Annotated in this window: 26 protein-coding genes; 16 read left to right on the top strand and 10 right to left on the bottom strand. The window is 66.1% G+C overall.

Translation table 11 applies throughout. The features are described from left to right. Positions 1 to 63 precede the first annotated feature (63 nt). Positions 64 to 1116 (bottom strand): ABC transporter ATP-binding protein, encoded by a 1053-nt coding sequence (locus OCUBac02_RS05525; RefSeq protein ID WP_173044025.1) that lies wholly within the window; start codon positions 1114 to 1116, stop codon positions 64 to 66. 239 nt (positions 1117 to 1355) lie between these two features. Here OCUBac02_RS05525 and OCUBac02_RS05520 point away from each other — a divergent pair, with 239 nt between their 5' ends. The 3 genes from OCUBac02_RS05520 to OCUBac02_RS05510 all read left to right on the top strand — a co-directional run bounded on the left by OCUBac02_RS05520 (position 1356) and on the right by OCUBac02_RS05510 (position 4033). Then, the gene (locus tag OCUBac02_RS05520) at positions 1356 to 2132 is read left to right on the top strand and encodes a FadR/GntR family transcriptional regulator (RefSeq protein ID WP_173044023.1); all 777 of its coding nucleotides are present in this window, start codon (positions 1356 to 1358) and stop codon (positions 2130 to 2132) included. A gap of 147 nt (positions 2133 to 2279) precedes the next feature. Beyond that, entirely contained in the window at positions 2280 to 3254 is a 975-nt protein-coding gene (locus OCUBac02_RS05515; RefSeq protein WP_173044021.1) for a 2-hydroxyacid dehydrogenase, read from the top strand. Continuing rightward, the gene (locus OCUBac02_RS05510) at positions 3239 to 4033 is read left to right on the top strand and encodes an AprI/Inh family metalloprotease inhibitor (RefSeq protein ID WP_173044019.1); all 795 of its coding nucleotides are present in this window, start codon (positions 3239 to 3241) and stop codon (positions 4031 to 4033) included. The genes OCUBac02_RS05515 and OCUBac02_RS05510 overlap by 16 nt, the downstream gene beginning before the upstream one ends. Positions 4034 to 4072: 39 nt before the next feature. On the opposite strand, the gene hppD is transcribed toward OCUBac02_RS05510, so the two are convergent. Continuing rightward, positions 4073 to 5209 carry a 4-hydroxyphenylpyruvate dioxygenase gene (gene hppD, locus OCUBac02_RS05505; RefSeq protein ID WP_173044017.1) on the bottom strand — a complete coding sequence of 379 codons (1137 nt, stop codon included), beginning with the start codon at positions 5207 to 5209 and terminating at the stop codon, positions 4073 to 4075. Positions 5210 to 5342: 133 nt separating this feature from the next. Here hppD and OCUBac02_RS05500 point away from each other — a divergent pair, with 133 nt between their 5' ends. The 6 genes from OCUBac02_RS05500 to OCUBac02_RS05475 all read left to right on the top strand — a co-directional run bounded on the left by OCUBac02_RS05500 (position 5343) and on the right by OCUBac02_RS05475 (position 10332). Beyond that, the gene (locus OCUBac02_RS05500) at positions 5343 to 5813 is read left to right on the top strand and encodes an Lrp/AsnC family transcriptional regulator (protein ID WP_173044015.1); all 471 of its coding nucleotides are present in this window, start codon (positions 5343 to 5345) and stop codon (positions 5811 to 5813) included. Between the two features lie 100 nt (positions 5814 to 5913). Then, positions 5914 to 6798 (top strand): tellurite resistance TerB family protein, encoded by an 885-nt coding sequence (locus tag OCUBac02_RS05495; RefSeq protein WP_173044013.1) that lies wholly within the window; start codon positions 5914 to 5916, stop codon positions 6796 to 6798. A gap of 203 nt (positions 6799 to 7001) precedes the next feature. Further along, complete coding sequence (locus tag OCUBac02_RS05490; protein WP_052232357.1) at positions 7002 to 7892, top strand: UbiA family prenyltransferase; 891 nt, start codon at positions 7002 to 7004, stop codon at positions 7890 to 7892. Next, positions 7889 to 9202, top strand: a complete 1314-nt coding sequence (locus tag OCUBac02_RS05485) for an FAD-binding oxidoreductase (RefSeq protein WP_173044011.1) — start codon at positions 7889 to 7891, stop codon at positions 9200 to 9202. Before OCUBac02_RS05490 ends, OCUBac02_RS05485 begins: the two co-directional genes overlap by 4 nt. Before the next feature lie 238 nt (positions 9203 to 9440). Beyond that, positions 9441 to 9908 (top strand): TlpA family protein disulfide reductase, encoded by a 468-nt coding sequence (locus tag OCUBac02_RS05480; protein WP_197933318.1) that lies wholly within the window; start codon positions 9441 to 9443, stop codon positions 9906 to 9908. Positions 9909 to 10041: 133 nt separating this feature from the next. Next, complete coding sequence (locus OCUBac02_RS05475; RefSeq protein ID WP_047579496.1) at positions 10042 to 10332, top strand: hypothetical protein; 291 nt, start codon at positions 10042 to 10044, stop codon at positions 10330 to 10332. Positions 10333 to 10419: 87 nt separating this feature from the next. On the opposite strand, the gene OCUBac02_RS05470 is transcribed toward OCUBac02_RS05475, so the two are convergent. Genes OCUBac02_RS05470 through OCUBac02_RS05460 form a run of 4 tightly spaced genes read right to left on the bottom strand, consistent with a single transcriptional unit; the run spans position 10420 to position 13373 of the window. Further along, the gene (locus tag OCUBac02_RS05470; protein ID WP_173044007.1) at positions 10420 to 11868 is read right to left on the bottom strand and encodes an aspartate aminotransferase family protein; all 1449 of its coding nucleotides are present in this window, start codon (positions 11866 to 11868) and stop codon (positions 10420 to 10422) included. Further along, entirely contained in the window at positions 11865 to 12869 is a 1005-nt protein-coding gene (locus tag OCUBac02_RS05465; RefSeq protein WP_173044005.1) for an NAD-dependent epimerase/dehydratase family protein, read from the bottom strand. Before OCUBac02_RS05465 ends, OCUBac02_RS05470 begins: the two co-directional genes overlap by 4 nt. A gap of 4 nt (positions 12870 to 12873) precedes the next feature. Further along, complete coding sequence (locus OCUBac02_RS27465; RefSeq protein ID WP_257732638.1) at positions 12874 to 12996, bottom strand: hypothetical protein; 123 nt, start codon at positions 12994 to 12996, stop codon at positions 12874 to 12876. Between the two features lie 8 nt (positions 12997 to 13004). After that, positions 13005 to 13373, bottom strand: coding sequence for a DMT family transporter (locus OCUBac02_RS05460; protein ID WP_173044003.1), 369 nt, complete (start codon positions 13371 to 13373; stop codon positions 13005 to 13007). A gap of 203 nt (positions 13374 to 13576) precedes the next feature. On the opposite strand from OCUBac02_RS05460, the gene OCUBac02_RS05455 reads away from it, so the two are divergent. The 4 genes from OCUBac02_RS05455 to OCUBac02_RS05440 all read left to right on the top strand — a co-directional run bounded on the left by OCUBac02_RS05455 (position 13577) and on the right by OCUBac02_RS05440 (position 18017). After that, on the top strand, positions 13577 to 14212 hold the full coding sequence (locus OCUBac02_RS05455) for a hypothetical protein (RefSeq protein WP_173044001.1): 636 nt from the start codon (positions 13577 to 13579) through the stop codon (positions 14210 to 14212). A 297-nt stretch (positions 14213 to 14509) separates the two neighbouring features. Further along, positions 14510 to 15448, top strand: a complete 939-nt coding sequence (locus OCUBac02_RS05450) for an ABC transporter ATP-binding protein (RefSeq protein WP_173043999.1) — start codon at positions 14510 to 14512, stop codon at positions 15446 to 15448. An 8-nt stretch (positions 15449 to 15456) separates the two neighbouring features. Next, positions 15457 to 16218: an ABC transporter permease gene (locus OCUBac02_RS05445; RefSeq protein WP_047579519.1), complete on the top strand. Its 762-nt coding sequence runs from the start codon at positions 15457 to 15459 to the stop codon at positions 16216 to 16218. 176 nt (positions 16219 to 16394) lie between these two features. Further along, positions 16395 to 18017, top strand: coding sequence for a peptide chain release factor 3 (locus tag OCUBac02_RS05440; protein WP_173049360.1), 1623 nt, complete (start codon positions 16395 to 16397; stop codon positions 18015 to 18017). A 139-nt stretch (positions 18018 to 18156) separates the two neighbouring features. On the opposite strand, the gene OCUBac02_RS05435 is transcribed toward OCUBac02_RS05440, so the two are convergent. Continuing rightward, positions 18157 to 18633, bottom strand: a complete 477-nt coding sequence (locus tag OCUBac02_RS05435; protein ID WP_047579507.1) for an Lrp/AsnC family transcriptional regulator — start codon at positions 18631 to 18633, stop codon at positions 18157 to 18159. Between the two features lie 178 nt (positions 18634 to 18811). On the opposite strand from OCUBac02_RS05435, the gene OCUBac02_RS05430 reads away from it, so the two are divergent. From OCUBac02_RS05430 to OCUBac02_RS05420, 3 genes are all read left to right on the top strand, one after another. Next, positions 18812 to 19333 carry a cysteine dioxygenase gene (locus tag OCUBac02_RS05430; RefSeq protein WP_173043997.1) on the top strand — a complete coding sequence of 174 codons (522 nt, stop codon included), beginning with the start codon at positions 18812 to 18814 and terminating at the stop codon, positions 19331 to 19333. Positions 19334 to 19408: 75 nt separating this feature from the next. After that, positions 19409 to 19999: a glycoside hydrolase family 19 protein gene (locus tag OCUBac02_RS05425; protein ID WP_197933317.1), complete on the top strand. Its 591-nt coding sequence runs from the start codon at positions 19409 to 19411 to the stop codon at positions 19997 to 19999. A 148-nt stretch (positions 20000 to 20147) separates the two neighbouring features. Next, on the top strand, positions 20148 to 20657 hold the full coding sequence (locus OCUBac02_RS05420; protein WP_173043995.1) for a TspO/MBR family protein: 510 nt from the start codon (positions 20148 to 20150) through the stop codon (positions 20655 to 20657). Here the strand turns inward: OCUBac02_RS05420 and OCUBac02_RS05415 are convergent. The 3 genes from OCUBac02_RS05415 to OCUBac02_RS05405 all read right to left on the bottom strand — a co-directional run bounded on the left by OCUBac02_RS05415 (position 20654) and on the right by OCUBac02_RS05405 (position 22554). Beyond that, positions 20654 to 21028, bottom strand: coding sequence for a response regulator (locus OCUBac02_RS05415; protein WP_047579511.1), 375 nt, complete (start codon positions 21026 to 21028; stop codon positions 20654 to 20656). The two genes, OCUBac02_RS05420 and OCUBac02_RS05415, sit on opposite strands and share 4 nt — an antisense overlap. Positions 21029 to 21037: 9 nt before the next feature. After that, positions 21038 to 21595 (bottom strand): hypoxanthine phosphoribosyltransferase, encoded by a 558-nt coding sequence (gene hpt, locus OCUBac02_RS05410; protein ID WP_173043992.1) that lies wholly within the window; start codon positions 21593 to 21595, stop codon positions 21038 to 21040. 134 nt (positions 21596 to 21729) lie between these two features. Further along, the gene (locus tag OCUBac02_RS05405; RefSeq protein ID WP_173043990.1) at positions 21730 to 22554 is read right to left on the bottom strand and encodes a zinc-ribbon domain-containing protein; all 825 of its coding nucleotides are present in this window, start codon (positions 22552 to 22554) and stop codon (positions 21730 to 21732) included. Positions 22555 to 22672 lie beyond the last annotated feature (118 nt).

The following is a 22672-nucleotide window of genomic DNA, read 5'->3' as shown; positions in this document are numbered from 1 at the left end:
GTTCAGAGCTCTGCCGAGACCAGGCGCAGCCCGACCGGGCGTACCCAACCGGCCCGGCCTGTCTCAGATACGCTTGCCGGTCGCGGCGTCGAACAGATGCGTCACGCTGGTATCGGGCGTGATGCCGATCGTCTCGCCGGGCCTGGCCGAGATGCGCTCGCGGAAGATGCAGGTCAGGTCCTGCCCGCCGCAGCGGACGACGACCTGCGTTTCCGAGCCCATCGGCTCGACCACAGCGACCTCGGCCTTCAGGCCGGTGGGATCGAGCCGGATATGCTCCGGCCGGATGCCCAGCACGGCCGCCTGCCCGTCCGAGCCGACCGGATGCTTGCCGATCGGCCAGATCGTGCCGCCCTCGGTTTCGAAGCCCGCGCCGGTGATCTTCCCCTTGAGGAGGTTCATGGAGGGCGAGCCGATGAAGGCGGCGACGAAGAGATTGGCGGGGTTGTCGTAGAGATCGAGCGGGGCGCCCATCTGCTCGACGATGCCGTCATGCATCACCACGATCTTGTCGGCCATGGTCATGGCCTCGATCTGGTCGTGCGTGACATAGACCGTCGTGGTCTTCAGGCGCTGGTGCAGTTCCTTGATCTCGGTGCGCATCTGCACGCGCAGCTTGGCGTCGAGATTGGAGAGCGGCTCGTCGAACAGGAAGACCTGCGGATCGCGCACGATCGCCCGGCCCATCGCGACGCGCTGGCGCTGGCCGCCCGAGAGCTGGCGCGGGTAGCGGTCGAGCAGCTTGGTCAGGCCCAGGATCTGCGCCGCCTTGCTGACGCGCTCGTCGATCTCGCTCTTCGGCGCCTTCCGCAGCTTCATCGAGAAGGCCATGTTGTCGGCCACCGTCATATGCGGATAGAGTGCATAGTTCTGGAACACCATGGCGATGTCGCGCTCCTTCGGAGGCACGTCGTTCACCACCCGCGGCCCGATCCGGATCTCGCCGCCCGAGATGTTCTCGAGCCCCGCGATCATCCGCAGCAGCGTCGACTTTCCGCAGCCGGACGGCCCCACCAGGATGACGAACTCGCCGTCGTTGATGTCGATATCCACACCGTGGATGACCTGCGTCGACCCGTAGGCCTTGCGCACATCGGCAATCTGGACTGAGGCCATGCCGTCCTTCCCTGCTTTCCGTTCCCTGGTCGCTCCGCCCGTCACGCAGGCGGCTCACGACCACAATCGGCTTCTTGTGACCGAATGATGAAAACGGATATCGCCTGGTGCGGCGATTGTCTCCGTTCCAATCTGCGATAAAGTCATACGATAGAAGCGGCCCTGTCAAGCGCCGCCACAACCGCCGGGATGCCGCAATTTCAGGCTGGCCGGAGGCGCCCGAGGGAGGGGCAGCAGCGATGCGGGTACGCGATTTCTCGCGGCCGACGACGCTCAATCCGGATCGGCTTTTCGGCCAGGTCGCCCAGAAGCTCGCCGTGGCGGTCATCACCGGCCGCATCCGGGCGGGCGAGGTCCTGCCGAACGAGGACGACCTGCGCTCCGAGATCTCGGTCTCCCGCACGGCCTATCGCGAGGCCGTCAAGATCCTGACCGCCAAGGGGCTGGTCGAAGCCCGCCCGAAAAGCGGCACCCGCGCCGCGCCGCGCGAACGCTGGAACCTGCTCGACCCCGACGTTCTGTCCTGGCATTTCGAGGCCGACCCGAACGAGAAATTCATCCGCGATCTCTTCGAGTTGCGCCGATTCGTCGAGCCCAGCGCCGCCCGCCTCGCGGCGCAGCGCCGCACCTCGGCCGATATCGCTCGGATCGAGGCGGCCTATCGCGGCATGGCCGACGGTGCACCCTATGCGGAATCCACCATCCGGGCCGATCTCGCCTTCCACGAGGCGATCTTCGCCGCCGCCCAGAACGCGGCCCTGCAATGCCTCTCCAGCGCCGTCATCGCCACGCTGCAATGGTCCTTGCTCCTGAAGACCGGCGACGAGACCGCCTATATCGAATCATTGCCCGATCACGAGCATGTCCTGCTCGCCATCATCGATCGCGACGGCGATCTCGCCTCGGCACGCATGGCCGGCCTCGTCATCGACAGCCTGAATACCACGCTCGCCTCGCTCGGCACGCATGTCGCCACGGATACTGGGAAAATCGCGAGAATAAAGCATACTAAATGACCACCCTGCCTTCATCGGCAGGACGTGATCGGATAGCGTATATGCGGTTGCGGGGCTATGCCGGCCCGGCAGACCGCGCCGATCATTTTAATCGATTCAGACGAGCCGAATCAACGACCTTCGCCACCACAGACGGACAGCCCGACAATGACAGCCTCGACCAAGCCCGAAATCGTCCAGACCGGCCCGCTGATGGCCTATGCCGCCGACCAGCTCAAGGCGCGCTTCACCGTCCATGAACTGTGGAAGGCGTCCGACCGCGCCGCCCTGCTGCGCGAGGTCGCCGGCCGCGTGCGCGGCGTCGCCGCCGGCGGCGGCCACAACCGGGTCGACGGCGCGCTGTTCGACGCCCTGCCCAAGCTCGAGGTGATCTCCAGCTTCGGCGTCGGCTACGATCATGTCGATGCGGCCGAGGCCGGCCGCCGCGGGCTCGTCGTCACCAACACGCCCGACGTCCTGACCGACGAGGTCGCCGATCTCGCGCTCGGCCTGCTGATCGCCACCGTCCGCCAGCTCCCGCAGGTCGACCGCTACCTGCGCGAAGGCAAGTGGCTGCAGGGCAACTACCCGCTCACCACCTCGCTGCGCGGGCGCAAGGTCGGCATCGTCGGCCTCGGCCGCATCGGCAAGGCGGTGGCGCAGCGCGTCGAGGCCTTCGGCCTGCCGGTCGTCTATCACGGGCGCTCGCGCCAGCCTGACGTGTCCTATCCCTACTATCCCTCGCTGGTCGACATGGCCACCGATGTCGACACGCTGATCTCGGTCGCGCCGGGCGGCGCCTCGACCCATCACATCATCAATGCCGAGGTCCTGAAGGCGCTTGGCCCCAACGGCATCCTGATCAATGTCGGCCGCGGTACCGTCGTCGACGAGCAGGCGCTGATCAAGGCGCTCAACGACAGGACCATCCTTTCCGCCGGGCTCGACGTCTTCGAGGACGAGCCGCGCGTGCCGGCTGAACTGATCGCCATCGAGCATGCGGTGCTGCTGCCCCATGTCGGCTCGGCCTCCGTCCATACCCGCGAGGCGATGGGCCAGCTTCTGGTCGACAACATGCTTTCCTGGTTCGATGGCAAGGGCCCGCTGACGCCCGTGTCGGAGACCCCATGGAAAAAGGCCTGATCCGCCGGCTGCTGCCGCTGCTGATTCTCGCCGCCGGCTCCCTGCCGGCGGCGGCTCAGACGGCGCCGCTGCCGCGCGGCGCCGACACCGCGCCCGACGCGATCCGCCGCTGGCTCGGCGCCTGGGAGTTGGAACTCGCCGGGGCCTCGCGCCGTTGCACGGTCACCCTGGGTGCGGAAGCGTCCGGCAATGCCCGTCAGCTCCGCTTTCCCGCGACCTGCCGCCGCGCGCTGCCGATCCTCGGCACGGCCACGTCCTGGACGCTGGCCGCGGGCGGGCAGCCGCAATTCCTCGACTCGAACGGCAGGCAGATCGTCGGTTTCCGGAAGGGCACGGCCGAGACCGGGCTCGAAGGCACGGGCAGCGACGGCAAGGCCTACAGGCTGGCCTCGCGAAACCATCCGCGTCTCGCGGCGCAACGCTCCCAGGATCCGGCCGCGACGGCCGCCCGGCGCATCACCGTCGTCGATCCCGCGACCGCGCCCGCCGCCAATACCTTGCCGGGCCGCTATGTCCTGATGCGCCAGCAGAACCGCGAGGCCTGCCGCCTCGTGCTCGCTCCCGCTGCGGCGGATGGCCGCCAACCTGCGGCTTTCGAAGGTTCGTGCCAGGATACCGGCCTGACGATCTTCGACCCCGTCGGCTGGCGCTATGCCGGTGGGCGCCTGACCCTCGTCGCGCGCCGTGGCCATGGTACCGACCTCGTCTTCGAGGACGGCCAGTGGCGCAAGGACCCCGCGGTCGGCGCGCCGCTCCTGATGCGCAAGCTCGCGCAATAACGCGCATGGCCGACTCAGCCGGCCATGCGGTTCACCTGGTTACTCCGCCGCGTCTGCCGGCTTCAGCACGCCCCTGCGGATCTGATCCTCCTCGATCGATTCGAACAGCGCGCGGAAATTGCCCTCGCCGAAGCCGTCATCGCCCTTGCGCTGGATGAACTCGAAGAAGATCGGTCCGACCACCGTGGCCGAGAAGATCTGCAGCAGCACCTTGCTCATCCGGCCCTGTTTCTCGCCGAGCGCGACCGCACCCTCGCCATCGATCAGGATGCCGTTCTCCTTGAGCCGCGCGACCGGCTCGCCATGGTTCGGCACGCGGGCATCGACCTTCTCGTAATAGGTCGCGGGCGGCGACGGCATGAAGGGCAGGCCGTTGCCACGCAGGGCCTCGACGCTGGCATAGATGTCGCGCGAGCCCATCGCGACATGCTGGATGCCCTCGCCCTTGTACTGGCGCAGGTATTCCTCGATCTGGCTCTTGTCGTCGAGCGACTCGTTGATCGGGATACGGATCTTGCCGCAAGGCGAAGTCAGCGCCCGCGAGATCAGGCCGGTCAGCTTACCCTCGATGTTGAAGAAGCGGATTTCACGGAAATTGAAGAGCTTGCCGTACCAGTCGGCCCAATGGTCCATCCGCCCGCGGATGACGTTATGGGTGAGATGGTCGAGATAGTAGAGCCCGGCCTGCTCAGGATGCGGGTCACGCTCGCCGATCCATTCGAAATCGACATCCCAGATCGAGCCCTTCTCGCCATAGCGATCGACGAAATAGAGCAGCGAGCCGCCGATGCCGCGCACGGCGGGGATCGCAAGCTCGCCCGGCCCGATCGCGCTCTCATAGGGTTCGGCGCCGAGCGATACCGCCCGCTCGAAGGCATGCTTGGCATCGACCACACGGAAGGCCATGGCGCAGGCGCAGGGGCCATGCTCGGCGGCGAAGGCCTGGGCGAAGGAATCAGGCTCCGCGTTGACGACGAAATTGACGTCGCCCTGCCGATAGAGCGTCACCTGCTTCGAACGGTGGCGGGCGACCTTGGTGAAGCCCATGGTCTCGAACAGGGCGCCGAGCTTCTCCGGCTCGGGGTGGGCATACTCGACGAACTCGAAGCCGTCGGTCCCCATCGGGTTGGCGGCCGAGATCGCGGGCGGGGCGGCGTCGTGCGGAAACGGACCCATGGGCATTCCTCCTGTCTGCTCTTGCCGGGATGACCCATGATCGCGCAAAGATCAGGCGATTTCCGTGCAAACTTGCACCTCGTGGAAGTTTCAATGCATCATTCGTGCATAGATCCCGTTTAAGGCGCATCACATGGCCACGCTTGACGCGCTCGACTGGCGCCTGCTCGACGCTCTGCAAAGCGACGCCTCCCTCACCAATGCGGCTCTGGCAGAAACGGTCGGCCTCTCAGCCAGCCAGGTCTCGCGCCGGCGCCAGCGACTGGAGCAGGAGGGCGTGATCCGTGGCTATCGAGCGGCTCTGGAGCCGTCAGCCGTCGGGCTCGGCGTCATCGTCTTCATCCACGTCGCGCTCGACACGCATACGCGCGACAATGCCCGCCGCTTCCGCGACCTCGTGCGCCTGACGCCGGCGATCCTCGAGGCCCATGCCCTGACCGGCGAGGCGGATTATCTGCTCAAGGTCGCAGTCGGTGACCTCAAGGCGCTCGCCCGGCTCGTCAACGAAGTCCTGATGCCGCATGAGAGCGTCGCCCGCGTCCGCTCCGAGATCGCGCTGGAAACGCTGAAAGAACCGGGGTTGCTGCCGCTGCCGATGACTTGAGGGCGGAAGCTGTGCAAAATCACGCCTTGGTCACGCCGTCTTCATACGGCTGATCGATCCCGACTGAGCGGCACGATGGCCGCCAACAGGAGAAGACGACATGTTCAATGCCAAATCCCTGCTCGACGCCCTGATCAGCGCCGGCAGCCAGGCGGGCTCTCAGGCCGGCCAGCAGGGCGGAATCGGCGGCATGCTCGGCGGGCTGGCCGATCAGGTCCAACGCTCGGGCGGGCTCGGCGGACTGGCAGGCCAGATCCTCGCCCAGGCTACGCAGGGATTGGGCGATGCAGCGCGCCAGACCGGCATGCAGCAGGGCGCCGGCGACGCGCTGGGCCGGGTCACCGGAGGCCGGACGCCGGACCAGCTCATCGAGCAGGCCAAGGGCATGTTCAACAGCAATCCGGCGCTCGCCACCGCCGTGCTCGGCGGCCTCGGCGCGCTCGTCTTCGGCACCTCGACCGGCCGCTCCGTTGCCGGCTCGGCAGCCAAACTGGGCGGCCTCGCCCTGATCGGGGGCCTCGCCTACAAGGCCTACCAGAACTATCAGGCCGGCAAGCCGCTGCTCAACGCCGCCCAGCAGGAGGTGCTGCCGGCACCAGCCGGCACCGGCTTCGAACCGCAGGCCGCGAGCGAGGCCACCGCCCTCGTCTTCATCCGCGCCATGATCGCGGCGGCCGCCGCCGACGGCCATATCGATGCGGAAGAGCAGAGCGCGATCCTCGGCGGCCTGAAGGAGGCCGGTCTCGATCAGGAAGCGCATGAATGGCTGGCGAAGGAGATGGCGAAGCCGGCTTCGATCGACGCCCTGGTCGAGGCGGCCGAGAGCCCCGAGCTCGCCGCCCAGATCTACACGGCGGCGCGTATCGCCATCAATCCGGACAACGCGGCCGAGAAGGATTTCCTGGCCGGGCTTGCCGGCTCGCTCGGTCTCGATGCCGAGCTGGTCGCCAATATCGACGCCGCTGCCAGCGCCGCCAAGGTCTGAGACGCGCCGGCTGCCCTCCACCCCGGCTTTCGCGGAACGCGGAAGCCGGGCGTTAAGCATGGCGTTGGAATCGCTGCCCGTTTCGACGTCACATGCACCCCCGCTTAGGACTTTTCGACCGATAACGCCCGCGCCGGTCGAGCCGGCTGTCGGGCTCCGCGTCGCGGAGGCCGGCTCACGTCATGGGGGAGACGGGTCGAACGATGTCTGTGACCGCGATGATCAGGGCGATGCGGCCGCATCACTGGCTCAAGAACGGCCTGGTCTTCGTCCCGATCCTGCTCAATCATGACGCTTTCGATCCGCACGCGCTCTGGCTCGGCCTGATCGCCTTCGTCGCCTTCAGCCTGATCGCCTCGGCGGTCTATCTCCTCAACGACATCAAGGATGTCGAGGCGGACCGGCGCCATCCGACCAAATGCAAGCGCCCGCTCGCCGCCGGCGAGATCACCGCGACGCAGGCCTATGCGGCCGTGCCGATCCTGCTCGTCGCGGCCTTCTCGCTGGTCTTGCTCGTGCCGCAGCCGCAACCCTTCCTGCTTGCCCTGCTCGCGTATCTCTTCCTGGCGCTGGCCTATCTGCTCTTCCTCAAGCGCAAGCTTCTGGTCGACGTGCTCGGGCTCGCCGCCATGCACACGCTGCGCATCCTCGCCGGCAATGCCGCGGCTGCCATACCCATCTCCTCCTGGCTGCTCGCCTTCGCGATGTTCCTCTTCCTCAGCCTGGCGCTGGTGAAGCGCTATGCCGAACTGCGTCTCACCCAGGACCAGTCGGGCCTCAAGAAGGCGGGTCGCGGCTATCATGCCGAGGATATCGAAGCCCTGTCGCAGCTCGGCATGGCCTCGGGCTGCACCTGCGCACTGATCATGGCGCTCTATGTCGACAGCGCCAATGTGAAGCAGCTCTACAGCCAGCCCAAGCTGATCTGGCTGATCTGCCCGATCATCCTCTACCAGATGGCCCGGATCTGGTTCCTCGCCCGCCGCGGCCAGATGCCGGACGATCCGCTGGTCTTCATGATCCGCGACTGGCGCAGCCAGTTCATGGGGCTCGTCGTCGTCCTGATCATGGTCGCCGCGACCTTCCTGCCGTGACCGCGCCGCTCTCGGACTACCGGTCCTGGGGTGGGCTTGCGGCCCGCGGCAGCGCGATCGTCGACGGCCGTGACTGGCTCGATGCGCCACACCGCCCGCGCCGCCCGCTCCTCGCCTATGGCAACGGGCGCTCCTATGGCGATTCCTGCCTGAACGACGGCGGCACGCTGATCGATACGCGCGGCCTCGACGACATCCTCGCCTTCGATCGCGAGACCGGCCTGATCACCTGCGGCGCCGGCCTGATGCTAGACCGCCTGCTCGAGATCGCCGTCCCCGCCGGCTGGTTTCCGCCGGTCACGCCAGGCACGGCCTTCGTCACCATCGGTGGCGCGCTGGCCAACGACGTCCACGGCAAGAACCATCACAGTGCCGGCACCTTCGGCTGCCATATCCGCGCCTTCGAGCTCGTCCGCTCCGACGGTCAGCGCCTGCTCTGCGCGCCGGACCTGAACGGCGAACTCTTCGCCGCGACCATCGGCGGCTTCGGCCTGACCGGGCTGGTGACGCAGGTGACACTGCAGCTCATGCCGATCGCCTCGGCTGAGATGGCTCAGGAAGTGCTGCCCTTCGACAATCTCGACGGCTTCTTCGAGATCGCCACCGCCTCCGACGCCACGCATGACTATACGGTGGCCTGGATCGACTCGCTCGCCAGCGGGCGGAATCTCGGCCGTGGCGTCTTCTTTCGGGCGAACCATGCCCCTGCTTCCGACGAACCGCCGCCGCGCCAGGCACGCACCCTGCCCTTTCCGCTGAAGCCGCCCGTCCCGCTGATCAATCGCGTGACGCTTGGCGCCTTCAACTGGCTCTATCGCAACAGCCAGCCGCGGGACCGCCTCGAGCGCCGCGTGCCCTATCGTCCGTTCTTCTACCCGCTCGACCGCATCCATGACTGGAACCGCGCCTATGGCCCGCAGGGCCTGCGCCAGTTCCAATGCGCCATCCCGCCGGAGAACGCCGCCGCAACCGTCGCGGAGATGCTGCGGCAGACATTGGCTGCCGGGGAAGCCTCCTTCCTGACGGTGCTGAAGCTCTTCGGCGACAAGCCCTCGCCCGGCCTGATGTCCTTCCCGATGCCGGGCGCGACGCTGACGCTCGACTTTCCCAATCGCGGCGAGCGGACCGAACGATTGCTGGCGCGACTCGACGGGCTCGCGATCGCCGCCGGTGGGCGGGTCAATCCCTACAAGGACGCCCGCATGTCGCCCGAGACCTTCGCAGCCTCCTTCCCGCGCTGGCGCGACTTCGCGGCACATGTCGATCCCGGATTCTCATCCGGTTTCTGGCGGCGGGTCACCGCGCAATAGGGGGTTGCGACATCACAGCCCGGTGAGATGCATCCGGCAGCGGTTCCCTGGGGCGGCAGCCTGCTGCTAGCTGCGCTTCATGACTGCACCCGTGAACGATCCGCCGGCAACAGGCCGGACCATCGCCCTTTCTCCGACACGCCGCGAAGCTTTCGCGCTCACCCTGCTCTCTTCCTTGGCATCGGCACCGGCTGCCGCACGGCAACCGCCGCGCTTCGCCGGGCCAAGTTCGCAGTTCGTGCAGATCGATCCGCCGGAAGAGGCCGGCTCCCTCGTTCTCACCGATCTGGCCGGCAGGACTCGGCCGCTCTCGTCCTATCGCGGCAAGGCGGTCCTCCTGAATTTCTGGGCGAGCTGGTGCCCGCCCTGCCGGCGCGAACTGCCGATCCTGAGGCGACTCCAGGCCAGGGCGGCACGCGAGCCCTTCGTCGTCATCCCCGTCTCGCTCGACAAATCCGTGGCGACCGTCAGAGCCTATCTCGACAGGCTCGGCCTCGCCGACCTCGCGAGCTTCATCGATGCCGAGGGCGTCGTGGCCTCGGGCCCGAAATCGGTAAAGCCCACGCCTTTCCCGCTCTATGGCATGCCCATGACCTACCTGCTCGATCGCGAGACCCGCAGCGTCGGCTATCTCGTCGGCGAAGCCGATTGGACGAGCCCAGCGGGGCTGGAGCTGCTGCGCTTCTATGGGCGGGCGCCGGGCTGATAGCACCAGCGTTCCGGAGCAACGCGAACCGCCCCGAAAAATCCCGCATCGCCTTTGAACCTCTCCGCCGCTGCCCGCGACCAATGAGCATGAAGAGCGAAACCTTCGCTCTCACAGAGATTGGGAGACGAGCATGACGACGTTCCGCAAGACCGTGACCGCGACCCTCGCGGCCCTCACCCTGGCCACCACCTTCGCGGCTTCCGGCGCCGAGGCGCGGCCGCGCTGGCACCGGGGTTATGGCTGGGGCGCCGGAGCCGGTATCGTCGGTGCGCTGGCAGCGGGCGCCATCATCGCCGGCGCCACCCGCCCGGCCTATGGCTATGGCTACTACGCCGCCCCCGTCCGCTCCTGCGACCTGGTCGAGCGCTTCGACCGCTGGGGCAATGTCATCGGCTACCGCCGGGTGTGCGGCTACTACTGAGCTTTTCTGGAAGACCCCAGTTTCGAGACCCCTGACTCAAAAGGCCGGCACAAGCCGGCCTCTTTTTGTTGTCGGTGAGCGAACCGCTCAGCCCTTCGCCGCCGCGACCTTGCGCAGATAGCCGGTGACGATGCCGGTGACGCCGCCCGACAGCACAGCTTCGAAGGCCGCGATGAACTGGTCGCACTGCTCGCGGGTGACGATGAGCGGCGGCTCCAGCCGGATGACGTTGCGGTTGTACTCGGTGAAGGCGACGAGCACGTCATGCTCCTTCAGGAGCAGCGCGCCGACGAAGCCGCAGAGCGAGCCCTTCAGCTTGTCGTCGAGCAGCGCGACCATGTGCCTCAGCCCGAAGGGCATGGTCTCGCTGATATCCTGGAACTCGACGCCGATCATCAGGCCGCGTCCGCGGATTTCCTTGAGCAGGGTCGGGTACTTGGCGCGCAGACCGTTCAGCTTCTCGATCAGGTAATCGCCCTGGCGCTGGGCATTGCCCATCAGATCCTCGTCATATAGGACGTTGAGGGCCTCGATCGACGAGACGCAGGCCTCGCCCATGCCACCGAAGGTCGCCTGTGCATGGATCAGCGCGCTCTTCGGCTTGCCATAGGCCTTCATGTAGATCTCGCGCCGCGCGATCATCGCGCCCATCGCCGCCTTCGAGCCGCCGAGCGCCTTGGCGAGCGCGGTCACGTCAGGCACAACCCCGTCGCGCTCGAAGGCGAAGAACTGGCCGGTGCGGCCGAGACCGCACTGCACCTCGTCGGCGACCCAGAGCACGCCATGCTTGTCGCAGAGCGCGCGCAATTCGCGCCAGAAGCCCTCGGGCGCCTCGACGATGCCGCCGCCGCCCTGGATCGTCTCCATCACCACGATGCCGATCGACGGATCGCTCTCCAGCGCCTGCCGGACGGCGGCGATATCGCCGAACGGCACCTTGATCCGGTTCTCGACCAGCTTGAACTGCGACTGGTAGAGCGTCGAATCCGTGACCGAGAGCACGCCCTTGGTCTTGCCGTGGAAAGAGTTCGCGGCGTGCAGGATCCTGGACTTCTCCGGCCCCTGCGCCTGCTCGGCGACCTTCAGCGCCGCCTCCATCGCCTCCGAGCCGGTCGAGCCGAGGAAGACCATGTCGAGATCGCCCGGCGCGATGGTGGCGAGGTTCTTCGCCAGCGCCGAGGCATATTGCGACATGAAGGCCATGCAGATCTCATGGCGGTTCTCGTCCTGGAATTTCTGCCGGGCCGCGACGATGCGCGGATGGTTGTGGCCGAAGGCTACCGAGCAGAAGCCGCCGAAGAAATCGAGGATCCTGCGGCCGTCCCTGGTAATGTAATGCATGCCCTCCGCACGATCGACGAGGATCCTGTCGAAGCCGAGCAGCTTCAGGAAGTGAAGCTGGCCGGGGTTGATATGGGCTGCGAAGAGCTCCTTGACCTGCGCGGCGTCGAGCTGCTTGGCGGCCTCGACGCTGATGAGCTGCGGCCGGGCATTGGTCACGGCGACGTCCTCGTTCCTGAAAGCGGGCATGCTCATGCGGCGAGGCTCCTCTGCGCCTGTTTCAGGCCATCCTTGGCCTTGCGGTATTCGGTATAGGCGGCGAGCAGCATGTCCTCGTCGCGATATTGCGGCGCCCAGCCGAGCTCGCGCTTGGCCTTGGAGGTGTCGAGGATGCAGATTTCGTCGGCGATCTTGTACTGCTCGGGGTCCATGATCGGCAGGTTGATCGCGTCGAGCGTATCGAGCGTCAGCTTTACAAGAGAGGCCGGCGTCGGCAGCAGGATCGATTTCGAGCCGGCATGCTTGATCAGGTCGCCGAGCAGCTTCTTCACAGGCGGTGGATCGTCGGAGCCGAGATTGTAGGCCTCGTTCGGAAAGCCCGCCTTCCAGGCCGCGACGCAGGCGCTGGCGCAGTCGAAGACCGAGATGAACTGGTAGGGATTCTTGCCCGATCCGATCATCGGCACCGGCAGGTTCATGTCAATCAGCTTGAACAGCTTGACGAGGATGCCGAGACGGCCCGGCCCGATGATCAGGCGCGGCCGGAAGATCGGGATGCGGAAGCCCTTGGCGCGGTAATCTGCGGCAAGGCGCTCGGTCGCGAGCTTGCTCTCGCCGTATTCGCCGAGCGGATGGGCCGGATGCGTCTCGTCCTGAGGCACCGTCACCGAATGGCCGTAGATCATGTCGGTGGTGAAATGGACGAGCCGGTTGGCCCCATTCTTCTCCATCCAGGAGAGGATGTTCTGCGTGCCGTGATAGTTCACCGGCCAGAAGAATTCGTGCCGCTCGGCCCGCGTCACGATCGGCGAGAGCATCTTGGCCGAGAGATTGTAGACGAGGTCCTCGGGCGAAAGCGGGATCGAGTCCACGCTTTCGGCCTTGGTCACGTCGACCGTCAGGAACGGCACCTTGGCATAATGCGCGTGGCCGCTCTGGTGAATGTCCGCGACCAGCACCTCCTCGCCCATGGCGGAGAGATCGGCCGCCAGATGCGAGCCGACGAAGCCGTCGCCGCCGATGATGATGTGCTTCATCGCGTCACCTCCGGTCGACGGGCAAGCGGGGATGGCGATTGCGCACCGGCACGGGCACCGGCTGCGGCGCCACCGGCGGCTCGAACAGCGCGCCGAGGCGCAGAAACAGGCGTACGATCAGGTCCATGATCTCCCTCAGCTTTGTGCAATAAAGATCGTGCCCAGCACGATGAAGCCGATGCCGGCGATGCGCATCGCGCTCAGGTCTTCGTGGAAGACGAAATAGGCGTAAGCCGCGACCACGACATAGGCGAGGCTCAGGAACGGATAGGCGTAGCTGATCTGCACCTTGGACAGCACGATCAGGTGCGAGGCCATGCTGATCACGAAGGTGCACAGGCCCGCGAAGACGAAGGGATTGAACACGACGCGGAAGACGGTGGCGATCAGCCCGTCGCCGGAGACGTCGAGCGAACCGACTCCGGTCATGCCGCGCTTCAGCATCAGTTGCGCGGCAGCGTTCGTCAGCACCGTGAACAGAATCAGGGGAAGATAGGCATTCATCGTGGCGCTTGCCGGCTCCGCATGGCTTCGTAGCCACCGGGATGCAGCCGAAACTACTTCAAATGCCTTAGGGGCCGGCACCGACTTGCTTCTAGCGTTAAGCAGAACCTGCCACGATCAGTGAAAATGCCGACTGTCTTCCTGCCACGAACTGGCGTGCGAACGCCTAAACTAGGCGGCCCCTCATCGAACGGATACCGCGCATGCCCTTTCCCAATCGCGTCAGACCCGATGGCACGCTCTTCGCCGATCCGGCGCGCGGCACCTTCTACGGCAATCGCGGCGGCCGCTTTCACGACCCTGCGACGCATGAGGTCCCCACTCGTATCCAGGCGACGCGGCAATGGCTCTGCTGCGTCCTCTCCTTCAAGGGGCGCAAGCGCAAGGTCTGGGGCCGCGGCTATACCGAACTGTTCTTCTGCGACGAGGTGACGGCGCTCGCGGCCGGCCATCGCCCCTGCATGGAGTGCCGGCGCCAGGACGCGCTCGCCTACCGCGACGCGCTGGTGCGTGGCCTCGGCCTCCCGGAGACGCCGCTCTTTCCCGAGATCGACCGCATCCTCGACGCGGACCGTCGCGACGGCCGGAAGAAGCGGATGCACCGTTTGCCGGCCAAGCAATTGCCGGATGGCGCGATGCTGCTCGGCGATGACGGAAGGCGCTTTGTGGCGCTGCATGAAGCCTCCGCCCTGGTCTGGTCGCCCGGCGGCTATGTCGAGCGGCAGAGACGCCCGACGGGCACCGTGACGGTGCTTACACCGCCTGCCACCCTCGCGGCACTGGAGCACGGCTACCGTCCGCAATGGCACCCAGGCGTCGGAGCTTTCGGCGCAGCCTGAGATTCCGCGAACAGGAACCTTCTCCTGCGGACGAGCGTTGCCCTCGCATCATCGTTCCGAATTGGGGGCTGACAATGCGTTCGATCATTTTGTGGCTGGTGGGCGTTCCGATCCCGATCATCATCCTGCTGTGGTTCTTCATGAAGTAGCGTGCGGTTGCGTCGCGTGGAGAAGGCCGGGCCCTGCGCCCGGCCTTTTCGTTTCGCGACGCTTCCCGCCATGAACTGACAGGCGATCATGCTTTGACCGCATGCCCCCGCCATCGCAACCACGCAACCGCTCCCCTATATGCCGCCCATGTCAGACACGACCTCGCCGATCATCTCGGTCTACGGCCTCTCGAAGACCTACGCCTCAGGCTTCAGCGCACTGAAAACGGTCGATCTCGCGATCCGGCGCGGCGAGATCTTCGCCCTGCTCGGCCCCAACGGCGCTGGCAAGACCACGCTGATCAGCATCATCTGCGGGCTTGTCCGGCCCAGCGCCGGCACGGTCACGGCCGATGGCCACGACATCCTCACGGATTACCGCGCCGCTCGTTCGGCCATCGGCCTCGTGCCTCAGGAACTGACCACCGACGCCTTCGAGACGGTCTGGTCCACCGTGAATTTCAGCCGCGGCCTTTTCGGCAAGCCGCGTGATCCCGCCCTGATCGAACGCATCCTGAAGGATCTCTCGCTCTGGGAGAAAAAGGACAGCCAGATCCGCATGCTTTCGGGCGGCATGAAACGGCGCGTCATGATCGCCAAGGCGCTCTCGCACGAACCGCGCATCCTCTTCCTGGACGAGCCGACCGCAGGCGTCGATGTCGAGCTCCGGCAGGACATGTGGCGCATGGTGCGCCGGCTCCGCGACGAGGGCGTCACCATCATCCTGACCACCCACTATATCGAGGAAGCCGAGGAGATGGCCGACCGCGTCGGCGTCATCTCCAAGGGCGAGATCATACTGGTCGAGGAAAAGGCCGAGCTGATGCGCAAGCTCGGCAAGAAGCAGCTTTCGCTGCAGCTCCAGCAGCCGATCGCGGCCGTGCCGGAAGCGCTGGCGAGCTTCGACCTCAGGCTTTCCGCCACCGGCGACGAGATCGTCTACACTTACGACACCCAGGCCGAGCGCACCGGCATCACCACCTTGCTGCAAGGCCTCGCCGAAGCCGACATCCGCTTTCGCGACCTCAGCACTAGCCAGAGCTCGCTCGAGGACATCTTCGTCAGCCTGGTCAAGGAGCGCCGCTGATGACCGGCCTGAACCTGCACGCCATCGCCGCGATCTACCGCTTCGAGATGAACCGTACCTGGCGAACCCCGCTGCAGAGCATCGTCTCGCCCGTACTCTCGACCTCGCTCTATTTCATCGTCTTCGGCGGCGCGATCGGCTCGCGCATGCAATCGGTCGAGGGCGTGCCCTATGGCGCCTTCATCGTGCCCGGTCTGATCATGCTGTCGCTCCTGACGCAGAGCATCGCCAACGCCTCCTTCGCGATCTATTTCCCGAAATTCACCGGCACGATCTACGAACTGCTCTCCGCGCCCGTCGCCTGGTGGGAGGCGGTGATCGCCTATGTCGGCGCGGCTGCGACCAAGTCGATCCTGCTCGGCCTCATCATCCTGGCGACGGCCGCCTTCTTCGTGCCGCTGCGGATCGAGCACCCCGCGATGATGCTGCTCTTCCTCGTACTGACGGCGACGACCTTCAGCCTGTTCGGCTTCATCATCGGCATCTGGGCCGACGGCTTCGAGAAACTGCAGGTCATCCCGCTCCTGATCGTGACGCCGCTCGCCTTCCTGGGCGGCTCCTTCTACTCGATCTCGATGCTGCCGCCCTTCTGGCAGACGGTGACGCTGTTCAATCCCGTGGTCTATCTGATCAGCGGCTTCCGCTGGAGCTTCTACGGGCTCGCCGATGTCAGCCTGGGGGTGAGCCTCGGCATGACCTTGATCTTCCTCGCCGCCTGCATCGCGACCGTCGGCTGGATCTTCAAGACGGGCTACCGGCTCAAGAACTGAGCCGCGTTGCTCCATTCACCCGCCAACCGTCATGGTCGGGCTTGTCCCGACCATCCACGTCTTCCGTGCTCAAATTCGGTGTCCAAGATGTGGATGCTCGCCACAAGGGCGAGCATGACGACGCACAAGCCTTCGCGCCGATTGACTTCCGCCCCCCTTCCGTCTTCATGCGCGCCATGACCGATCTTTCGACCCTCGAAGCGTCCGCGGCCTCCGCCGCGCCGCATGCGCGCCGGCGCACTTTCGCCATCATCTCGCATCCGGACGCCGGCAAGACGACGCTGACCGAGAAGCTGCTCTATTTCGGCGGCGCCATTCAGCTCGCCGGTGAAGTGCGCGCCAAGCAGGGTCGCCGCCAGACCTCCTCTGACTGGATGAAGATCGAACGCCAGCGCGGCATCTCGGTCGTCACCTCGGTGATGACCTTCGAGTACGGCGGGCATGTCTTCAACCTGCTCGATACGCCAGGCCACGAGGACTTCTCGGAAGACACCTACCGCACGCTGACCGCGGTCGACGCCGCCGTCATGGTGATCGACGCCGCCAAGGGCATCGAGGACCGGACCAAGAAGCTGTTCGAGGTCTGCCGCCTCAGAGACATCCCGATCGTCACCTTCATCAACAAGGTCGATCGCGAGACGCGCGATCCCTTCGACCTGATCAACGAGATCGAGACGACGCTGGCGCTCGACGTCGCGCCGATGACCTGGCCGGTCGGCCGCGGCCGCGAATTCGTCGGCACCTACGACCTCAAGGCCAATACCTTCCGCCGCAACCAGAAGGGCGACGAGCGCGCCGAGGACCAGCAGGTCACCGGCTGGGACGATCCGCTCTTCGACGAGTTGCTGCCGCATGGCGCCGCCGAGACCTGGCGCGAGGAAGTCTTCCTCGCCGCCGAGGGCTTGAAGCCCTTCGATCTCCAGGCCTTCCGCGAGGGTCACCTGACCCCGCTCTATTTCGGCGCGGCCTTGCGCGACTACGGCGTGCGCGACCTGATCGATGCGCTGGGCCGCTATGCCCCGAGCCCGCGTGCCCAACTCGCCGACAAGCGTCCGATCGAGGCGGATGAGCCGAAGATGACCGGCTTCGTCTTCAAGATCCAGGCGAACATGGATCCGAACCATCGCGACCGCATCGCCTTCATGCGCATCTGTTCGGGCAAGCTGTCGCGCGGCATGAAGGCCAAGCTCGTCCGCACCGGCAAGCCGATGCCGCTCAACGCGCCGCAATTCTTCTTCGCCCGCGACCGCTCCATCGCCGAGGAGGCCTTCGCCGGCGACATCGTCGGCCTGCCCAATCACGGCACGCTGCGCATCGGCGACACGCTGACCGAGGGCGAGGACATCGTCTTCAAGGGCGTGCCGAGCTTCGCCCCGGAAATCCTGCGCCGCGTCAAGCTCAAGGATGCGATGAAGGCCAAGAAGCTGCGCGAGGCTCTGCAGCAGATGGCCGAGGAAGGCGTCGTCCAGCTCTTCCTGCCGCATGACGGCGCCCCTGCAATCGTCGGCGTCGTCGGCGCGCTCCAGCTCGACGTGCTCAAGGAGCGCATGGACGCGGAATATTCGCTGCCCGTCGATTTCGAGCCCTGCCAGTTCTCGATCGCCCGCTGGGTCTCCTCGGACGACAAGGCCGCGCTGCAGAAATTCGTCGGCCTCAAGCCCTCGGCCATGGCCGACGATCTCGACGGCGACCCGGTCTTCATGGCGTCCAGCCAGTTCACGCTGAAATACGATGCCGAGCGCGCGCCCGACATCACCTTCTCGGACGTGAAGGACTACCAGAAGGTCACGAAGACCTGAGGCCTTGGCTCAAGCGTCATGCTCGCCCTTGTGGCGAGCATCCACGCCTTGAATGCCGCGTTGCAGAAACGAAGACGTGGATGGTCGGGACAAGCCCGACCATGACGGGGCAGGAACGGCTCCTGTACAGCCACTCTGTTCACCCCTCCCCCGCAAATCCCAGCGGGATCGCCGAGGTCGATTTCAGCTCCTCCATCGCGAACATCGAGGTCACGTCGCTGAGATCGATGCGCGAGATCAGCTTCTTGTAGAGCGCGTCATAGGCGGCGATATCGGCGACATAGGCCTTGAGCAGATAGTCGATCTCGCCGCTCATCCGGTAGAAATCGACGATCTCGGGCAGGTCGTGCACCGCCTGGTGGAAGCGCTCCAGCCACTCCATCGAATGGCGCGCCGTCTTGACCGCGATGAAGACCGTGACGCCGGCCTTGAGCTTGTCGCGATCGAGCAGGGCGACGCGGCGCTTGATATAGCCGCCCTCCTCCAGCTTCTGCACCCGCCGCCAGCAGGGCGATGACGACAGCCCCACCGCCTCGGCGAGCTCGGCGAGCGGCAGGCTCGCATCCTCCTGCAGGCGCGCCAGGATGCGCAGGTCGAAAGCGTCGAGCTTGGCCATGACTCCCCATAAAAATCGGAATCAACTTCCTTCCCAGGGAATGAAGCGGAGAAAATATTCCACATATCATCCCATGGAAGGTATGAGATTCCAATCGGGGATGAAAATTCTCCAACTCCGCAAACCGCTGCCCGCGCTCGCACCCTATCATTTGCCAAGCGATCCAGAGGGGAATGGCATGCAGGGTTTTCTCAGCGAGGAGCGGCGCGGGGCGGTGCTGCGCAATCTGCGGACCGATGCCGGCACGCTGACGCGCGACTATCTGAGCGCCGCCCGCGAGGTGCTGCAGGAGCTCGTCGCCATGCCCGACCTGATCCAGCGCCTGCCGCTGGAGCGCAAGGCCGGCTGCTACAGCCGCAACCTGCTTGCCGGCGACGAGAATGTCAGCGTCTGGGCGATCGTCTGGGGCGAGGGCTCGGCGACCTCGATCCACGACCATCATTGTTCCTGCTGCTTCGGCGTCGTCTCCGGCACCGTCACCGAGACCTGGTATCGCGCCATCGACGCCAATCGCGCCGTCCAGACCGAGGAGCAGGAGCGCAAGCCGGGCTATGTCGCCTGCATGCTGCCCTCGGGTCCGAATATCCACCGCATGCGCAATTTCGGGCCGGGCGAGGCGATCTCGATCCATATCTACGGCTTCGACCACGAGGTCCACGCCTCCTCGATCGAGACCGAATACACCGCCGTCAGCGGCTGATCGCTCCACGTCGGGGAATTTATCCCCGGCCCCGCGGCAGCGGCGATGATGCCCTCCTTTGCGGAGGGCATTTTCATGTCGATGCGTGCCATCGGAACCTGGGTCGGTATCGACCACGCGGCCGAGCCGGGCCTGGCCGTCACCCGCGAGCGCCTGTTGCACCTCGCGCCCGCGGCCGATGCGGCGATCGTCGCCGGCATCGCCGGGCGCTTCGATGAATTGGCCGATGACCACGACGTCACGACGCCGCGGCGCATCTGCCATTTCCTGGCCCAGGCCGCGCACGAGACTGACGGCTTCCGCACGCTCGAGGAATATGGCGGCCCCGCCTATTTCGCCCGCTACGAGGGCCGCCGCGATCTCGGCAACACCCGGGCCGGCGACGGCGTGCGCTATCACGGGCGCGGCATCTTCCAGCTCACCGGCCGGGCGAATTACCGCCGCTTCGGCGAGCTCATCGGCATCGATCTGGAAGGCAAGCCCGAGCGGGCGAAGGAGCCCGAAACCTCGCTGCGCGTCGCCTTCGCCTATTGGACCGAGCGCACCATCAACCCGGCGGCCGATGCCGACGATGTCGAACGCGTGACGAAGCTCATCAATGGCGGCCGCAACGGGCTGGCGGAACGCAGGCGCTATCTGGAAAAGGCCAAGGCAATCTTGTTCTGAGCCGGCCTGCACTTCGCCAGGGTGAACGAAGCGGCGCCTCGTTGAAACCTGCTCCGAAAAGGTTCCATGACGAACGGGAATATTCGCTGCATGCCGCAAGCAGGCATCTCGCCTTGCGGGGCATGTCCCATCATCCCATCATCCAGGCATGACGACGCCTGCCGACATCCGCTCCGACCACCGTTCGCCGCTCTGGGCCGCGCTCGCCATCGCCATCCTGCCGGTGGTGGCCGCATCGATCGCCGGCAGCACTGTTACCGTCCCGCAGATCCCGACCTGGTATGCGGGGCTTATCAAGCCACCGTTCAATCCGCCGAACTGGATCTTCGCGCCGGTCTGGACCGCGCTCTATGCGCTGATGGCGCTCGGTGTCTTCCGCATCCTGCGCCTGCCTGTCGGGACGCCCGGCCGCCGCCGCGCACTGCTGGTCTACCACCTGCAGCTTCTGTTCAATATCGGCTGGTCCTTCGCCTTCTTCGGCGCCAACAGCCCGGTCGCCGGCCTTGCGGTCATCCTGCCGCTGATCGTCCTGATCGCGGCGACCATCGCGGCTTTCCGGCCGCTGGACCGGCTCGCGTCCAATCTGCTCTGGCCCTATCTCGCCTGGGTCGCCTTCGCGACGCTGCTCAACGCCTCGATCTGGTGGCTGAACCGCTAACCGATCGATCGCTCGATCACCTTCATCACGGTCGCCCTGAGATCGGCGATGGTGAAGGGCTTGGCCATCACCTCAGCGACGATCGATTCCAGGCTTTTCGCCCGCTCGCGCTGCTCGGCATAGCCGGTCATCAGCATGATCGTCAGGTCCGGGAACTGCTGCTTGGCTGCAAGCGCCAGCGCGATTCCGTCCATCAGGGGCATGCGGATATCGGTCAGCAGCAGGTCGAAGCGACCCTGCTCCGCCTCGAGGATATCGAGCGCCTCGGCGCCATCGGATGCGGTGAGGCAGCTATGTCCGTCGAGGCCAAGGCCGCGCGCGACCAGCACGCGCAGCGGCTCCTCGTCATCCACGACCAGAATGCGCGACATGAATGCTCCTCAGATGCCCGGCAGCCCGGCCTGATCATCGGTCTCGACCACGCCGACGAAGGGCAGCTGCCGATAGGAATGGGCGACGTCCATGCCGTAGCCGACGACGAAATAGTCCGGGCATTCGAAACCGACATAATCCGCCTGGATGTTCACGGCGCGCTTATGCGGCTTCTCCAGCAGCACGGCGGTCGAGACCGTCGCGGCTCCGCGCGCCGCCAGCAGATCCTTGGCGAAAGCAAGCGTACGGCCGGATTCGAGGATATCGTCGACCAGCAGCACGTCGCGCCCGCGCACCTCGCTCTGCACGTCGCGCAGGATCTCGACCTGGCCCGAGGAAACCGTGCCCGAGCGATAGCTCGACAGGTGGACGAATTCGACCTGGGGCGAAAGCCCGACGCGGTGCATCGCCCGGATCAGGTCGGCGACGAACATGAAAGAGCCCTTCAGGACGGCGACGACGAGCAGGTCCTTCGGATTGCTGGCCGCGACGGCCTCGGCCATTTCCTCGTTGCGCCGCGCGATCTCCGCTTCGTCATAGAGAACCCTGATGCGCCGTTCCGGCATGATGACTCCGTTTCGATCCAGGCAGCAACCGGCCTCGTGCCGCGCCGATGCGTCAGCGGGCCGATGCAGCCAATATTTGTGGACGCCGTCCGGCCCGGCACCGGATCGGTCGACAGACTCTCGTCCTAGCAGCCTCAGTGCTTGCTGGCGAGATTGGCAGCCGTCGCGACGGAGGTGAAGCGCACCCTGACCGTCTGCCCCTGCTCCGGCGGCGAGGCCAGCCGCGCCCGGAAGCGGATCAGTTCCGCCGGCTCCAGGCTCGCGCGCGGCGGCTCGGTCGTCCAGGTGTAGAGCGTCGCGCCTCCGGCATCCTTGACCGCGACCTCGATCAGCGGCACGGCGGCCTTGCTCTTGGTGATATTGGTGACGTTGCCCTCGACGACGAGGAAACGGTTCTGGCCGTCTGCGATGAGGCCGCTCTCGACCGCGCTCAGGCTGAGGCCGCGGACATTCACAGGCAGGCCGAGCTTGTCGAACAGGGCGGCCAGTTGCGGCGCCGCGCGGACCGCCGCCGCGCGCTGCCAGACGACGCCGGCCAGCAAGACGAGCCCTGCCAGGGCAATGGCCGCCGGCAGCCCGGCCCCGCCGCGGCGCAGGAATGCATGCGACGCTTTGTCCGGCCTGGCCGGGCGCTTGCCCCGGCGCTTCGGCACGGCGGCGACCGGCGCCTCGACGGGCGGCGGCTCCTCGGCGGTGCCTGGCCCAACCGATTCGGCGCCGTCCTGCCCGCCCGCTTCGGCGGCAAGCGCAGTGATCTCGGCATCGATCGCGGCGGCGCGCTCCAGCTCCTCGGCGAGCAGCGCCTGCGTCTCGGCCTCGCTCGGCGGCTCCGGGAAGGCGGCGGGCTCGACATGCCAGGACGTCTTGCAATTGGCGCATCGCACCTTGCGCCCTTCCGGCCCCAGTTTGGCCGCGTCGAGTTCATACTGGCTCGCGCAGGATGGGCAGACGATCAGCATGACTGCGAGCCAACTCCTTCGGTGCGATTGCCGCAAGCGCTTCGGCGCGTCGGCAGGCGCCCGCATCGCGGCAGCCGTTGCGGGCGGCTTCATTGGCGCAATTTATGGTTAACGCCCC

Source organism: Bosea sp. ANAM02 (assembly GCF_011764485.1).
Classification (GTDB): Bacteria; Pseudomonadota; Alphaproteobacteria; order Rhizobiales; family Beijerinckiaceae; genus Allobosea.
This window is presented reverse-complemented; position numbering and strand designations above follow the sequence as displayed.

Excerpts from the sequence above, each read along its gene's own strand:
- OCUBac02_RS27465 (WP_257732638.1), bottom strand. The coding sequence starts at position 12,996 with ATGGACCTGATCGTACGCCTGTTTCTGCGCCTCGGCGCGCTGTTCGAG.
- hpt (WP_173043992.1), bottom strand. The coding sequence starts at position 21,595 with ATGCCGGAACGGCGCATCAGGGTTCTCTATGACGAAGCGGAGATCGCG.
- OCUBac02_RS05440 (WP_173049360.1), top strand. The coding sequence starts at position 16,395 with ATGACCGATCTTTCGACCCTCGAAGCGTCCGCGGCCTCCGCCGCGCCG.
- OCUBac02_RS05490 (WP_052232357.1), top strand. The coding sequence starts at position 7,002 with ATGTCTGTGACCGCGATGATCAGGGCGATGCGGCCGCATCACTGGCTC.
- OCUBac02_RS05475 (WP_047579496.1), top strand. The coding sequence starts at position 10,042 with ATGACGACGTTCCGCAAGACCGTGACCGCGACCCTCGCGGCCCTCACC.
- OCUBac02_RS05500 (WP_173044015.1), top strand. The coding sequence starts at position 5,343 with ATGGCCACGCTTGACGCGCTCGACTGGCGCCTGCTCGACGCTCTGCAA.
- OCUBac02_RS05515 (WP_173044021.1), top strand. The coding sequence starts at position 2,280 with ATGACAGCCTCGACCAAGCCCGAAATCGTCCAGACCGGCCCGCTGATG.
- OCUBac02_RS05525 (WP_173044025.1), bottom strand. The coding sequence starts at position 1,116 with ATGGCCTCAGTCCAGATTGCCGATGTGCGCAAGGCCTACGGGTCGACG.
- OCUBac02_RS05455 (WP_173044001.1), top strand. The coding sequence starts at position 13,577 with ATGCCCTTTCCCAATCGCGTCAGACCCGATGGCACGCTCTTCGCCGAT.
- OCUBac02_RS05510 (WP_173044019.1), top strand. The coding sequence starts at position 3,239 with ATGGAAAAAGGCCTGATCCGCCGGCTGCTGCCGCTGCTGATTCTCGCC.
- OCUBac02_RS05425 (WP_197933317.1), top strand. The coding sequence starts at position 19,409 with ATGTCGATGCGTGCCATCGGAACCTGGGTCGGTATCGACCACGCGGCC.
- hppD (WP_173044017.1), bottom strand. The coding sequence starts at position 5,209 with ATGGGTCCGTTTCCGCACGACGCCGCCCCGCCCGCGATCTCGGCCGCC.
- OCUBac02_RS05405 (WP_173043990.1), bottom strand. The coding sequence starts at position 22,554 with ATGCTGATCGTCTGCCCATCCTGCGCGAGCCAGTATGAACTCGACGCG.
- OCUBac02_RS05420 (WP_173043995.1), top strand. The coding sequence starts at position 20,148 with ATGACGACGCCTGCCGACATCCGCTCCGACCACCGTTCGCCGCTCTGG.
- OCUBac02_RS05520 (WP_173044023.1), top strand. The coding sequence starts at position 1,356 with ATGCGGGTACGCGATTTCTCGCGGCCGACGACGCTCAATCCGGATCGG.
- OCUBac02_RS05495 (WP_173044013.1), top strand. The coding sequence starts at position 5,914 with ATGTTCAATGCCAAATCCCTGCTCGACGCCCTGATCAGCGCCGGCAGC.
- OCUBac02_RS05465 (WP_173044005.1), bottom strand. The coding sequence starts at position 12,869 with ATGAAGCACATCATCATCGGCGGCGACGGCTTCGTCGGCTCGCATCTG.
- OCUBac02_RS05450 (WP_173043999.1), top strand. The coding sequence starts at position 14,510 with ATGTCAGACACGACCTCGCCGATCATCTCGGTCTACGGCCTCTCGAAG.
- OCUBac02_RS05430 (WP_173043997.1), top strand. The coding sequence starts at position 18,812 with ATGCAGGGTTTTCTCAGCGAGGAGCGGCGCGGGGCGGTGCTGCGCAAT.
- OCUBac02_RS05415 (WP_047579511.1), bottom strand. The coding sequence starts at position 21,028 with ATGTCGCGCATTCTGGTCGTGGATGACGAGGAGCCGCTGCGCGTGCTG.
- OCUBac02_RS05435 (WP_047579507.1), bottom strand. The coding sequence starts at position 18,633 with ATGGCCAAGCTCGACGCTTTCGACCTGCGCATCCTGGCGCGCCTGCAG.
- OCUBac02_RS05470 (WP_173044007.1), bottom strand. The coding sequence starts at position 11,868 with ATGAGCATGCCCGCTTTCAGGAACGAGGACGTCGCCGTGACCAATGCC.
- OCUBac02_RS05460 (WP_173044003.1), bottom strand. The coding sequence starts at position 13,373 with ATGAATGCCTATCTTCCCCTGATTCTGTTCACGGTGCTGACGAACGCT.